At 33.4% G+C, this 14,329-nt stretch carries 11 protein-coding genes; all 11 read left to right on the top strand.

Annotation, left to right across the window (positions count from 1 at the left end; genetic code table 11):
- Window positions 1–243: 243 nt before the first annotated feature.
- The 11 genes from Hs20B_RS09370 (at window position 244) to Hs20B_RS09320 (ending at window position 14,240) form a co-directional block, all read left to right on the top strand.
- Entirely contained in the window at window positions 244–1,146 is a 903-nt protein-coding gene (locus Hs20B_RS09370; RefSeq protein ID WP_172357892.1) for a hypothetical protein, read from the top strand.
- Window positions 1,139–1,564, top strand: coding sequence for an ArsC/Spx/MgsR family protein (locus Hs20B_RS09365; protein ID WP_172357890.1), 426 nt, complete (start codon window positions 1,139–1,141; stop codon window positions 1,562–1,564). Before Hs20B_RS09370 ends, Hs20B_RS09365 begins: the two co-directional genes overlap by 8 nt.
- 24 nt (window positions 1,565–1,588) lie before the next feature.
- On the top strand, window positions 1,589–2,863 hold the full coding sequence (locus Hs20B_RS09360; protein WP_172357888.1) for a hypothetical protein: 1,275 nt from the start codon (window positions 1,589–1,591) through the stop codon (window positions 2,861–2,863).
- A 17-nt stretch (window positions 2,864–2,880) separates the two neighbouring features.
- A complete protein-coding gene (locus Hs20B_RS09355) occupies window positions 2,881–3,957 on the top strand; it encodes a P-loop NTPase family protein (RefSeq protein WP_172357886.1) in 1,077 nt (358 codons plus the stop codon).
- A 143-nt stretch (window positions 3,958–4,100) separates the two neighbouring features.
- Window positions 4,101–5,228: a tyrosine recombinase XerS gene (gene xerS, locus Hs20B_RS09350; protein WP_172357884.1), complete on the top strand. Its 1,128-nt coding sequence runs from the start codon at window positions 4,101–4,103 to the stop codon at window positions 5,226–5,228.
- A gap of 172 nt (window positions 5,229–5,400) precedes the next feature.
- Entirely contained in the window at window positions 5,401–10,191 is a 4,791-nt protein-coding gene (locus Hs20B_RS09345; RefSeq protein ID WP_172357882.1) for a methyltransferase, read from the top strand.
- 108 nt (window positions 10,192–10,299) lie between these two features.
- Window positions 10,300–10,581, top strand: coding sequence for a hypothetical protein (locus tag Hs20B_RS09340; RefSeq protein ID WP_172357880.1), 282 nt, complete (start codon window positions 10,300–10,302; stop codon window positions 10,579–10,581).
- A gap of 27 nt (window positions 10,582–10,608) precedes the next feature.
- On the top strand, window positions 10,609–10,935 hold the full coding sequence (locus tag Hs20B_RS09335; RefSeq protein WP_172357878.1) for a hypothetical protein: 327 nt from the start codon (window positions 10,609–10,611) through the stop codon (window positions 10,933–10,935).
- 72 nt (window positions 10,936–11,007) lie between these two features.
- Window positions 11,008–11,565 (top strand): hypothetical protein, encoded by a 558-nt coding sequence (locus tag Hs20B_RS09330; RefSeq protein ID WP_172357876.1) that lies wholly within the window; start codon window positions 11,008–11,010, stop codon window positions 11,563–11,565.
- A gap of 28 nt (window positions 11,566–11,593) precedes the next feature.
- A complete protein-coding gene (locus Hs20B_RS09325) occupies window positions 11,594–13,480 on the top strand; it encodes a DEAD/DEAH box helicase (RefSeq protein WP_172357874.1) in 1,887 nt (628 codons plus the stop codon).
- Between the two features lie 19 nt (window positions 13,481–13,499).
- A complete protein-coding gene (locus tag Hs20B_RS09320) occupies window positions 13,500–14,240 on the top strand; it encodes a hypothetical protein (protein WP_172357872.1) in 741 nt (246 codons plus the stop codon).
- The last annotated feature ends 89 nt before the right edge of the window (window positions 14,241–14,329 follow it).

Genomic DNA, 14,329 nt, shown 5'->3' with positions numbered 1-14,329 from the left:
AGTCGTGGTTATTTAGGAAAAATTCGAGTGACAACGTAATCAAGATATTTTTGATTACGAAGTAATCTTGATGCTCCGACTTCAAACGTTAATAACCGCTAGGTTTAGTTAAGTCGGTGTAGTTCACAAAAAGGAAATGAAAAAATTAAGCAAAAAAGAATTGTTCGTGAAGCTAAAAATACTGGAAGACACAATTGCTGATATTAAAGCCTATCTAAGATAAGTCAAGAAAAAAGAAAAGAAATGAGAGATGATTTGAGAATCAAAGATCTGACAGCACAATCTATTGGTCAAATGGTAGAATTAACAGCAATACTAGAAACCGTTGAAATCTCTAAAACACACGAAAACAAAGATTTTGCACAAATTGTTTTGCGTGACAAAGAACATACTATTACAGGAAATATCTGGGATATTGACGATGACGGGAAATCATTCCTAAACAAACTAAAACAAAAAGTCGTTTTAGTTAATGGATTAGTGAAAATCTACAAAGAAGTAGAAGAACTGCGTATTACAAGCATCAATCCAAGTGACGAGCCTATTTCTATTTTCGTGAAAACAGCACCATATGCCAGCAACGATATGGCTAAACAGCTTGTCAAATATATCAATCTGATTAACAATAATGATTATAAAACAATCATTAACGCACTTGTGCAGGCATACTCTAATCAACTACTCACATCAAAAGCAACAACAGAAAATAATCATGACTATTATGGCGGATTGCTCTATCACATTGTCTGCGTCACGCGCAACAGCATTAAGCTTTGTCAGGACTATCCTATTGTGAATCAAGATTTGTTAATTGCTGCAAGCATTATACAGGGTTTCAGCGCTATCGTGAAAAAAGAACCTGAACTACTCACTGAAAGTCAATTGCTGACAGACAAGGTAGTAGAAATCTCTGTCAAGGGAGGTCTTGATTATCAATCTGAAAACATGGTTCTATTAAGACATCTTTTAGCAGAATCAACAGATAACACGTTAGAAATTCCTGAAAGTATCATTCTAAAAGCAGCGGTTCACGTTGACAGTCAAATGGACGTCTATAATCAAGCTAAAGAAATTTCAAAAGAAAGGGCTATGCCAATTAAACTATATGACCTTAACTCAAAAGAAATCTACTCAAACAATGACTGAAAGATTTTCTAAAAATAAAGTTATTATCTATCAAAAAAGAGAAGTTAGTAACCAAATTACCAGAAATACCCTAAAAGTGAAAGCTTTCATGAAAAAACATGAAATTCCCTACGAAGAACGAGAAATTAATGAGTTATCATTTGCAGAACTATCAAATATTATCCAAAAAAGTTCATTGCCAATTGATGACTTCATATCACAAAAAAGCAAAAAATATACGAACCAATATGGCAAAAACCGCAATGCTTTTTTGGACTTGACATACTCGCAAGTCATCAACTTCATGTTGTCAAATCCAACAACAATCAAAGGGCCAATCACTATGAAAAATGATATAATATTAGTGGGATATAGCACAGAAAATATTCGTGTATTTTTGCCACGACTATACAGAACACTCGAACTACAAAAAAAATAATCACAGAAAAGGAAAGATAAAAATATGAAAATCACACTAGAACTACAACTAGACACACTAGAACAAATTGCTGCATTTGGACGTCTTAGTACATCTAAAGACTTTCAAGCACTATCAGGCGAACCTGTAAAGACCATTACTCAAGGTGTAACTACAAGCGTTACAGAAGCTACAAAAGAAGTACCAGTAGAAACAGCAAAAACAAAGAAAACATATGAACAAATCATGGCGGAAATCAATTCTAAAGAAAGTCACGCGCCAGAACAAACTGAAACAACAACTCAAGAAGAGACTAAAGAAAAAGTTTTAGAAGAAAAACCGAAGAAACGGAAACGTCGCACACGTGCAGAAATGGCAGCAGCTCGTGCAGAAGAAGAAGCTAAAAAGCAAGCTGAACTAGATGCAAAAGAATCAGAATCACTAGAGGAAACAGTTGAAGAAAACTCACTAAAAGAAAGTTCAGTAGAAACTAACCAAGAAGAATCTAAGGAACCCGTACAAGAACCCGTACAAGAAACTATTCAGGAAGAATCTAAGGAAGATGCAGAAGAAATAGCTACTTCAAAACCGACTGAAAATAATCCTTTCATTCAAATCATCCCTGTAGGAAGTTATACGCCAACCAAATCTGAAAAATACTATATTAAGCACGACGGTTCTTACTTCATGAGCGAAATGCGCAGTGAAGGCGTACTAATTGCAGCAAACTGGACGAATAGTAAGACAGACGACAGTGTAACTACATTTGACACTCAAGAAGAAGCTGAGAACTATCTTAAAGAACGCCTGGAAGATCCACAGTACAAGTTTGCATTTGTAGTAGATTCTTTTGATACGATTGTGTCAGGGCCATTTAGTCGACTTGCCCCAGAAACAGAAGAAAAACCAGGAGCAGAAGATTCAGAGCTTAATCCTTTTGCTGAATTTGACACTAAAGAAGAAGCAGAAAACTATCTTAAAGAACGTCAAGAAGATTCAGTAACACAAGTTACAAATGAAGAATCGTCTGTTAATCAACTTGAAGTAAAAACAGGAAAAGAACCAGTAGCTGAAGAACCAGCTGTCGATCCAATTGATAAATTAAAAGATACAGTTGCTGAGCTAGAAAAGGGAGTTGCTGAAAAAGAACCAGTAGAACAAGAAACAGATTTTAATCCTTTTGCTGAATTGGAAGAAACCTCTGAAAAATCAACTGACTCTCAATCACCATTTGCCACAACAAATGCAGTAAATAATGACGAGGTTAATGATTTCTTCGCAAAAGCAGCAGCTGCACTAAACAGCTTTGACGCAATTTAAAAATAGAAAGTAGAAAAATGACTGAAAATAATAGCCTAAAGTTCTATAATGATTCGTTAAAAAACATCGAAGATATTCTTCTGCAAGACCATGGAAAATACGCAAGTAATTTCTACATTTTTAGCGGAAGTAGAGGAATGGACAAAATGAATGTTGCGCTTTCAATATCAGAAAATATTCCTAAATATCAAAATATTATTTATGCGGACGACCACCAACTTCAAATCTTGGAAGTAGAAAAAAGTTCTTTCTATAATTCCAACAAAGTAACCACAGCACCATTCGGTATCGTTCAACTTTTAACTAAACAAGATAATTTAGAAAACCCATCAGTAACACCAGATTTAATCATCATGCCTATCAGATACAAAGAAGATTACATTGCTGCACTAAAAGCAGTTAATCAAGGCATCGACGTTTTTGGTATTGTCACAGCAAATACAGTAAAAAATACTTATAATCAAATTCAACTAATGCTAAGCAATTTAACAAAAGATGTTAAAGAAGATATTTCTAAACAAATTTCTTACGTATTTTGCATCTCAAACAAAAATAAAAAATTAACCATTGATACCTCAAGAAAACGCAATGCAAACCTATCAGAGCATGATGATACTCTATTTTTAAAAACACTTGAAAAAACTGCTGAAATTGAAAATCTTAAAGATCAAAAACATGAAGAATCCTCTAACGAATTCATTACCGATCTTATAGCAACTTTAAAAGAAGCCACTGCTAATTTTGCAACCTTCGGTGAAGGTGAAGAAGGTCTTAAAGAAATTCTTCAATACGATGCTTTTTTAAATACTACCATAGCTTATCTTTTAAAAGCACCAACAGCAATCATCATGAATGCCTTTAAATATTATTCAAATTTTGTTAAATGGTGGAATACCCACAGCTTAGAAGATAGAACAAAAATGGCAGAACAGCTTTCACAAGAAGCCTTGCAACATATTTCAGACCATCCTGAAGTAGACTGGGCAGAAGATTTATCTGGTGAAAACTGGAAACCTCGCGAAAAAAATTTCATAGAATTCCTTGCAAAACTTAACCAAAAATTCAAAACTTTGGAAACTGACAGCGAAATCTAAACCAATAGTCAAGAATCAAAAAAGTACCTAAACGTTGTCAATATCGAAAGTCCTCAAACTTCTTTCCGAAAAATGTACCTTTTTCCGTATGTTATATGATATAATAAAGTAACTACTACTCATCAAAATACGGAAAAAATCTTATGACTAAAATTCAAGATAAAATTGATAATCAACTCAAACAACTTCCTGACTACATTCAGGATTATTACCAGCATAACCTAGTACAAGGTTTTTCAAAACAAACCTTTTATACTTACTTCAAAAATTATCTAAGCTTTTTTGCTTGGTTAATTTCTGAGGAGATTTCATCTGAAAAATATACTCAATATATTTCTTTGGAATGTCTTGAGAAATTAACTAAAAATGACGCTGAAAGATACATTAGCTATCTCAATCTGCGCAATAAAAAAGTTGGTAAAACAAATCAAACCCTAAACCAATCAACAATATATAACATATATAACAGCATACGTTCGCTCTACCACTTTCTTACAACACAGTCGCCCTACTACGTATCAGAAGAAAACAAGATCATTAACGACAAGTCTAACGCGCGTGAGAGGACAATTAACGATCCCTACTTCTACCGTAATGTCTGGTTAAAGGTTCAAGTTAAAGCAACAAGTGAAACTTTACAATCCAGAGCTAACCACTTAAAAAGTAAACTTTTTGTTAATGACACTGATGAGTTTTTAAACTATTTAGCAAACGACTATGAACTATCACTCTCAATACGTGCTAAAAAATGGTTTCTTAAAGTGAAAAATAGAGACCTTGCCTTATTTGCCCTTATCAGCGCTTCTGGCTTGCGTATTAGCGAAGCCATAAATCTATCCATGAAAGACATCAACATCACTCAGATGACGGCTGATGTTATCAGAAAAGGAAATAAGCGAGATACAGTTGTTATCGCAAGTTTTGCTAGAGGATACCTTGAAGAATACCTCAATGATAGAATTAAAGAAGGTGCGAATAGCGATTCTAACGGCTTTATTTTTACAGCAAACACTAACACAAATCCTGCTAATAAATCATCAAATCAATTACTTGTAGACACTGCTGAAAGAAACCTAACTAAATATTCTACAGCTTACGGTAAGCCTACTACACCTCATAAATTGAGACATACACTAGCAACACGACTTTACAAGACAACTTCAAATCTAAACCTTGTAGGTACACAGCTAGGTCATACGTCAACTAAAACAACTCAACTCTATACCCACATAGATGATCGAGAAATTATTGACAGTTTAGATAAACTATGAAAACAGTCCAAAAATAGCAACTGTTTTTTTTGCATCAAATTTGAGTTTACATAATAATTATTATGTAAAATAATAGCAAAAAACCAAAAAAATCATCAAATACTATTAAGTGAATTACAGAGGACGCTGTCCTCTGTTTTTTCATTATAGATAAAGAAAATGGAGAAAACAAATGTCTAATACTCAAACTATCACTACCACGGAGAACGAAAATCAACTTAATCAAAATCAGAAAGGAATTGAAATCAAAATGGCATCTTACCAGAAAATAAGCAACCCTTTAATTACATTTTTATCTGCCGTATTTGATGAACAAATTCCTGATAATTTTGAAAATTACAAAGGAATCCACCAATATCAAAAGTACATCAACTTACAAGAAACTCATGATTTCATCCACGAAAAACTTGGTCAAGAAAATGGCGACAAATTTATTTTAATGCTAAACGACGGCAATACTTATGAATACTTCACTCACCCATATTTGTCAAAAGACTTGTGGCATTTAGTTGATAAACTCTATGGAAAGGAAAACGATTATTATCGCAAGACACTTAAAGTACTAGAGCCATCAGCAGGTACTGGAAACCTACTAAGAGCTGCTAACGTTAAAAGAGTAACTAACGATGATACTGCAACAGTCAATCAAAAATATAACCTTGAAAGTTACGCCTATGAGCTTAACCCTGTTAATGCCTTCATTTTGAAACAAACTCTACCAGACGTTAAATTCTTAGGAAATGATTTTCTTGAAAACAATCTTGAAGATGATCAATTTGATTTAGTTGTTGCGAATCCCCCATTCTCAAAAGAAAAAATTTATAGTGAAGAACTAGGTAAAGATTCCCTTCACAATCAAATCATCTTTCAAAGCCTACGCAAACTTAAAGTAGGCGGTTATATGGTTATGATTATCAACGAAAACTTCATATCAACAATGAAAAAGTTAAAATCTAAAAAAGGATCAAATACGCTATTTGAAAATCACATTCTTAATAGCATTAGTGTAATTAAAACTGATTCGATTCCTATGGAATTTTTTCCAGATATTCTAACTCAAACCTATTTTGTCATCTTGCAAAAACATGATGAAATCTTACCAAAAGTTAAACTTCTTGAAAAATTGACAAATGAAAAACTTGAAGCACTTTCAAATAATAACAAAAACTACAATAATTACCTCCAATATTATTACACTAAAAAAAAAGATGTTTCAACGCCATATGGCAAAACGATTACTCTGAGATATTTCCAAGACAATAATACCATTTCTCACTATACCCCCGACCCGTATTACTATATTAGAAACTTTGACTATGAACTTGAGTTACCTACGTCATTACCAAACACAGAGATTTCATATATTCATAACAAGAACAATGAAGTAACTGATGTGAAAGCAACAGTCAACGAAGAAGAAAATAAGTTTACCGTCCAACTAGACAAAGGTTTTGATCTATACAAATCAATTCTTCTTGAAGACAGGACTAATATCACTCAAGTCGATACACTTAAAAATGATTTGAAAGATTATATCCTAAAAACATTAGGTCAATATCAAAACCTATCCGCAACTATGCGAGAAATTGCGGACAGTCATATCTTTGGGGATGCCTATAAAGAATTATCTGAATTTGATTCAAATAATCAATTTGTAAACGAAAATATTCTAAATAATAGTCTGAAAGAAGAAAATTATCCGTTAGAATTCATCAGCAACAACGTATATCTACTTTACATTCATTTTTCAAGTCAACTTAGTGATATGGATAAAATTTTAAATGCTATTACTGCTACTGCAAAGAAACCTGCAGAAGAAATTGTAGATTTTCTGGTTAATAATAACATTATCATTAAAACACAAGATGGATATAAAGATATTATCAAAGATGAAATTTTAAAGCATACCCTTCAGAAATTCTACTACAAGAAAGAATTATCAGTTGAGGAAAATAATCTACTTGAAAAATTTGAATCTGCAGGCGGTATCATTGAAAATAAAATTTCGGACCAATCGTTAATTATTAACTCAGAAATATTCAACAACATTAACGTGTTCTATATCTTCAAAAGCTTTTTATCGCAAAAATACAATGTAATATACACTGACAGTCCTCTTGATTTTAAAGATAAATTCAACAAAACAATCAAAACTTTAGGTTATGGCTCGGCTGTAAACGAGTTACAAGAAATAGCTGATACTAACAAAATTGCTGAAGTATTTAACAAAATTGCTAAAAATAAATCACTGAAAGTAAACACTAAAGATCCTGAATTTAACACTATTCAAACTAAAATCAATAACGATATTGCTGCAAAGCTTCAAGAACAATACCAAGAATATCTAAAAGAAATTGATGGAAAATATGAACAAAATGACATGGAATTTAAAAAAATAAAACCGTTTGAATCAATGATTAATATTCTGGTCAAAAATACCTTGTCACAATATGAAAATATTTTCAACAAAACGCTCATCAAAGAAATTGATATTGATAAAATTCCCTTCCAAAACAAGGATATTACTTTGCGACAACATCAAAAAAGTGCTATTGCTACGATTCTGAAACAACCAGCAACACTATTAGCCCATGCCGTTGGTGCGGGGAAAACTTATGAAATGATTTTCTCTTTTGAAGCAATGCAAGCGCTCAATCAAGCAAAACGTGGCTTATTCATTATGCCTAAAAGTCTTCAAAAACCTTTTCAGGCTGAATACAAAAAATCGTTTCCTTTGACAAAAATTATTGCACTAGAATCAAAAGATCTCAACACAAAAAACATTCAAAAAACATACTTAAAAATTATCCAAAACAACTATTCAGCAGTAATCGTTACTTATGAAGGATATGAAAACATGTCTAACGAGTTTATTGATTTAACTATTGAAGAAGTTACAAGAAAGCTTATTTCAACCGAAGGTAAATATGCTAAAAAAGCACTACAAAAACAATTACATGACCTTACTGAAAAAAAAGCTAAACTTGCTACCTCTAACGATAATCACCGTGTTAATCTTGATTTTGATGACCTTAATTTTGATGTTTTATACTTGGATGAAAGCCATTACTACAAAAATCGTGTACCTGCTGATAGCCCTAGTGATATTAAAGGTGCTACTGGCTCAAATGTTAATAAAGCCGAAAAGAATCATTTATTGACTCAGCTCATGCTCAATAAAGGTAATAAAGTTATCTGGGCAACTGGAACATACGTCTCAAATTCAATCAATGAGTTGTACGTTATTCAAGAAACATTAGCACCAAATACCTTACAAGGATTAAGTTATAAGCAGTGGCTTGACAAATTTGCAGTTGTTGAAAATGTAACCGAATTTGCACCAAGTGGTACAGGGTTTGTTGACGTAAGAAAAATTACTAAATTCAAAAATCTCACTTATTTGTTGAATCAACTGAACACGTTTATCGACTTTGCGGGTGCTAAATCTCTTGACCTTAACTTGCCAAAACCTCATTATCATGTAGTGGATATTTCAGCAAACCAACTTCAACTAGATTTGATGAAAGAAATTGCTGAACGTGCTGAAGATATTAAACAAAATCGTGTTGAACCCTACGAAGATAATTACCTTAAATTAACTAGCGACGGTAAAAAAGTAGGATTATCCCTGAAACTTTATGATCAAGATGCTTATAAAGCAAGCGATACACAAAAGCCAGCTGAGGTAGCAAAGAACGTCGCACGTATCTACCATGAAACTGCACAAGAACGTCTTACACAAGCTATATTCCTTGATTTGGGTACTTCTAACAACTCTGACAAGTTCAACGTTTATGACTATATCAAAAATATGCTTATTGAATTAGGAGTTGACGAAAGCGATATTGTATTTGCTAATGACCGCGATAAATTAAAAGGTAAAGCATATGATAATTTCTACGAATCACTAAACACTGGTGAAAAGCGCATTATCTTCGCATCAACTTCTAAAGGTGGTGTTGGCGCAAACTATCAAAAACGCCTTAAAGCAATTCACCATGTAGATATTTTATGGAAACCATCTGATTTAATTCAGCGTGAAGGTAGAATTATTCGACAAGGTAATCAAAATATAGACGTTGATATTTTTGTATATCTGACTAAAGATACCTTTGACACAAATCTTTGGCAAAAAGTATCTGGAAAACAAACTATTTTAAGTCAAATATATGAGGGCGTACCTGCAATTGACTCAGGGGAAGATTTTACTGGTAATGAATCACTTAATTATGAAGAAATTCTACAAGCTACTATTAGTGATCCATCTATTAAGCGTATCTTTGAATTGAAAAAAGAAATTTATAACATGGAACTATTGCGTGAAACTTCAAAAGCACAAAATAGAAAACGTAACCTTCGAATTAAGAATCTAACTTCTAAAATCCGTGTCAAAAAAGATACATTGACTAAAAATCTAACTTTACTTAAAGGTTTTCAATCATCTTCTAAAGGAATTAAGTTTGTATCAGATCAACAGCAAGAACGTGCTCAAGAACTTTATAATACAATTCAAAAGACTTATACAAAAGCTAAATTCATTAATACTGTATTTGCAGATATGTTTAAACACAGTTATAACAGCGATAGCTTAAAGCCTAAATTATATGACGAAGTTTTCGTTCTAAATGGTGTTACTTTTAGTTACAATGGTGAAATTTTGATTAACTCAGAATTATTAAGCTATAATACTTATAATTTCAAAGCAACGGTTAATGATCAAATTGTAGGAAGCTGGACATTTGATGAATATAACTATAAACAATCATCAGCTCAACTTCATAATCTTGTAAATCAAGAACTGCTTATGTCTAAGATAACCACTAATATTGATGAAACCAAATCACTTTATTCTGAGTATAAAACACTTATTAATGCTCACAATGAAGAATTTGACGAAACTATCTATCAAAATAAAATTAAAGAATTAAGCCTATTGACGGCTGAAAAAGAAACAGCTGCATGAGTCTACAAAATTTTTGAACCACATTAAACCCACTTCCCAGTGGGTTTTTTCTTTCTTTGACAGTATTTCCTGTCAAAAAAAATAGAAAAAACAATGAGGACTAATCTAATGGCACTACTTCTACAATCAACAGCAAAACACAATACAATCAAACAAAGCGTTATCATGAAACAAAACAACATGCTTGTCGAAGAACTCAAAAATCTTCGTTCTATCATCAATGGCAAATTATTCACCATTAACGAACAATCCGCATATCTAAACGATTTAGACACGTTCAACCTAGATCAAGCAGGCGATTTCGAGTACTATAATGGACTTGCTGAAGGCTATATCGAAGTACAAAAAGAAATCTCGAATCGAATTATCGAACTAAAAACCAAAATGTGAAATGTGAAAACTAGAAAGGAAAATGGCATGCCACTATACAAGATTCTTGACCGATACCTGCATACAGAAGAATTGATTGTCAAAAAAAACTTGCAATCACTAAAAGAAAAATTGATACACGATTCTATGAATCGAGCAAAAGAATTAGCCCCTTACGAAATAGAGGAAGACTGGCCGTTGTATTACAAAACATATAAGAAAGGGCTGAATACAACTACTAATAGCATTGCAGACGCAATCACCCAAGACAAAGTCATTATCACTATGAAACTTACAAAAAAACACAAATTGACAGAATCAAAAAGGCTGCTAATTGATTATCCTGCTTGGTCAACGCTCCAACATTATAACTGAAACATCATGTTAATAGATTATTTTTTTTGTTAAAATATAAGATAGGAAACAAGTCAATTAAGGAAATTCATAATGAGCAAATTAACCAATTACAGCTTAGCGGCTAATCGCAAAAAAGAAGAAAGACAACTTGAGCTAAAACGCATGTTCAATCATCAAGAAGCTGTCACTACAATCGCCCTTAGCAAGGCTCTAGGCATCTCTGAACAAACCGTTATCAAATATGCTAAAGAATTAGACCTTGCCATCTACAACCCTCAAAACAAGACTTATATCGGTTCTAAAGAGCCACAACATACACAATCTATCCTATATGCAGAAGAATCTATCTATCAGTCAATTGCAAAAAGGTTGAACATTTCTAAACGAATTAGAAATAGCAATGACCAGAAAATATACTATCAGCTAAAAGACCTCAAAGGCAAAGGCATTAAATTCATCTCTGAAAACAGAATCAACAAAAAAGAGAAAACAATTGCTATCAACGCACGAAAAATCATTCCTGTTAAAAAAATCTATAAAGCACCTATTGTCAAAATAATCGACAAAAAAGCTGAAAAAATCAACTACTACATCGTATTTTCAGAAGATTACTTGCGAGATTGGGACGACATCATCAAGCTTAACTAAAAAAAAACAATAGAAAGGAAACTATACCATGGCATATATGGCAAAATTCATAAGCGATAAGACAGGTAAAGCCGTTAAATTAACACGAAACGGAAGTGTTTATCATGAGCCTTGGCAAGAAATGAGCCAATGGTTGATAGACCAGCAAAAGCAAGGTAATGTTGTCCCTATTGACGACTACAACTTCTACGTCAATCCATCAGTATTTCTAAAATGGCACGCGCAATTCGATAAATACACAACCTATACTCAAACTGTAGATACAATCCTTGAGATTCCATATCATAACACCCCTAAAATCACTGAAAAGCTACTACATAAAGATAAGTTAAAAATCCAGCCCTATCCATTTCAAGAAGAAGGTGCAGAATTTCTTATTACACCTATCCAGAAAAAAGCGCATGTGAAGATTTTCGACGAAAACAATGAGCTATGGCATGAAAAAGAAGTCGAAGAAACACAATATGCTAAACTAATTGGCGACGAAATGGGGCTAGGAAAGACCATGCAAAGCCTTTCAGCTTTCAATGAATTATTCTATCGCGGTCAAACAAACAAGGCGCTAGTCGTCGTTCCTGCGTCTCTCAAAGGTCAATGGCAAGAAGAAGTACACAAGTTCACTACTTTCACTGCTACCGTTATTACAGGAGCAAAAACTAAACGTGAGCAAACTTATAAAGCTTTCTTTTCAAGCCAAACGGAATCACAAATATTAATTACCAACTACGAAGGTGTCCGTACGGATATTGATTTAATCGAATCATTGATAAACAAATTTTATGGAAATCCAAAAAACAAGCTGACGCTTATTAGTGACGAAAGTCAAAAACTAAAAAATATTAAATCAAAGCAAACTCTAAGTTTCTTACGCTTAAAGCACAGTTACTTGTTTCTTGCTACTGGTACTCCTGTCAGCAACAAACCCGATGAACTATATTCAATTTCAAAAGTTTTAGACGGAACACTACCACAAGAATTAACAATTTTCCCTGACAAAAAACAGTTCACTAAAGACTATGTTATCTTTGGAGAAAAATTTAATAAAACAGTCGTTTTAGGCTATCACAATTTAGATAAATTGAGAGATACATTTGCACCGTATATTATTAAACGCATGAAAAAAGACGTTGCTAAAAATCTTCCTAAAATGATTGAGAAAAATCTGTATATCGATCTGAGCGACCGTCAAGCAGAAATTTATCAAACAATCGAACAAGACCAAAAAGTCATACAAGATATAATTGATAGTCAGCAAAAAGAAATTGCTTTAGGAAAACTCAAACAAGAACAAGCTAAAAACGAAGACGCAGTTATGGGCTATCAAGCAATGCTGCAAAGCGTTGTCAGTGAGCCTAAACTTCTATACAAATCTGACAGTTTCATAGCAAAAAAATACGTTAAGACTTTTGAAACAAAATATACAAGAATCGACTCGGGTCAAAAAATTAAAGCCTTAAAAGACATCATCAGGGAATATTTTGAATCAGAAGATAACAAAAAAATTGTCATTTTCTCTCAATACACATCATTTTTAGACTTAATTCAAGAAGCGCTTGAAAAAGAATTTAGACAAATTCCTTACAGAATTGACGGCAGCGTGCCTACAAAAGACAGGCAAGACATCTTGCATCAATTTGAAGATAATCGACAAGACAGAAACGTACTACTGCTCTCTGACGCAGGGAATGCGGGGCTTAACATAGGGTTTTCTAACTTACTTATCAATGCAACATTACCTTGGGCAGGTGCGACATACAGGCAACGTATTAACCGCATCCACAGGCTTGATAGCAATGAAGAAGACACTAAACTTGTTATCAATATGATTAGCAAATATCACGCTTTCTCTACTATTGATGAAGCTATCTGGAAAACTATCTCAAATAAAAACGAAATTGCTGATAATTTGTATTAACAGCTAGAAAGGATCCATAGTGACCGAAGAACTAATCGTACCTTACAATGATCGTCAAGAAGTCGAATCTCTTGGCGCCACCAAAGTTAAAGGAAAAACTAACAGATATTCTCTACCAGTTTCCGATGAAGTTAATCTACTTCCATTTGGTGCTGACAGTGCTACTATCAAAAAATTCTCGAAGTGGTACCACCAACAACTTCCTTGGGAAATTTTTGGTGAAGATAGAAATTATTCTAATATCCTCATTCCAAAAATGATTCCAAAATCTAGCTGGTACAATAATGTTCGAGCTGCCGTTGATGATGTTCAGTGGGAATTAGTCAAAGAATTAGCTGTATCACGCGCACACTATCGGTGTGAATATTGTGGTCAAAGTCCAAATTACCCTAGAAAAATCTATCTCGAAGCTCACGAATTATTTGACTTCACTGAAAGAACGGGTAATAGCGGTCAAATTGTAAGAAACCAAACCTTAACAAGAATTGCCTGCATTTGCACAGAATGTCATCAAAGCATTCATTTTGGCAAAGCAAACGTTGACGGCATTGCTGACAAAGCACTTAATCATCTGATTACAGTCAACAACTGGCAGCTCGCACGTGGCATCAAAGTCATTAACAAAGCAATTGACACATGGGAAGAACGTAGCAACTATGAGTGGAATGTTGATATAAGCATTATAAGTAACCACTTGGAAAAATATTTCACAAATGGAGATGTTGAACCTACATTGACTGCAATCCCCTTTCCTCTATAGGGAGGGGTCAAAAGTCAACCAAACCTGAGCGTAAGCTCAGCTCTTCTTTTGATGTTTAAAATTTGCACCATTCAGTATTGTAGTGTATA

This window comes from Pseudolactococcus insecticola (assembly GCF_011170065.1).
Lineage (GTDB): Bacteria > Bacillota > Bacilli > Lactobacillales > Streptococcaceae > Pseudolactococcus > Pseudolactococcus insecticola.
The sequence above is the reverse complement of the archived record's forward strand: the minus strand, read 5'-3'. Positions and strand labels throughout refer to the sequence as shown.

What these genes read in the sequence shown, in the direction of transcription:
- Hs20B_RS09370 (WP_172357892.1), top strand. Translation starts at nt 244, where the DNA reads ATGAGAGATGATTTGAGAATCAAAGATCTGACAGCACAATCTATTGGT.
- Hs20B_RS09365 (WP_172357890.1), top strand. Translation starts at nt 1,139, where the DNA reads ATGACTGAAAGATTTTCTAAAAATAAAGTTATTATCTATCAAAAAAGA.
- Hs20B_RS09360 (WP_172357888.1), top strand. Translation starts at nt 1,589, where the DNA reads ATGAAAATCACACTAGAACTACAACTAGACACACTAGAACAAATTGCT.
- Hs20B_RS09355 (WP_172357886.1), top strand. Translation starts at nt 2,881, where the DNA reads ATGACTGAAAATAATAGCCTAAAGTTCTATAATGATTCGTTAAAAAAC.
- xerS (WP_172357884.1), top strand. Translation starts at nt 4,101, where the DNA reads ATGACTAAAATTCAAGATAAAATTGATAATCAACTCAAACAACTTCCT.
- Hs20B_RS09345 (WP_172357882.1), top strand. Translation starts at nt 5,401, where the DNA reads ATGTCTAATACTCAAACTATCACTACCACGGAGAACGAAAATCAACTT.
- Hs20B_RS09340 (WP_172357880.1), top strand. Translation starts at nt 10,300, where the DNA reads ATGGCACTACTTCTACAATCAACAGCAAAACACAATACAATCAAACAA.
- Hs20B_RS09335 (WP_172357878.1), top strand. Translation starts at nt 10,609, where the DNA reads ATGCCACTATACAAGATTCTTGACCGATACCTGCATACAGAAGAATTG.
- Hs20B_RS09330 (WP_172357876.1), top strand. Translation starts at nt 11,008, where the DNA reads ATGAGCAAATTAACCAATTACAGCTTAGCGGCTAATCGCAAAAAAGAA.
- Hs20B_RS09325 (WP_172357874.1), top strand. Translation starts at nt 11,594, where the DNA reads ATGGCATATATGGCAAAATTCATAAGCGATAAGACAGGTAAAGCCGTT.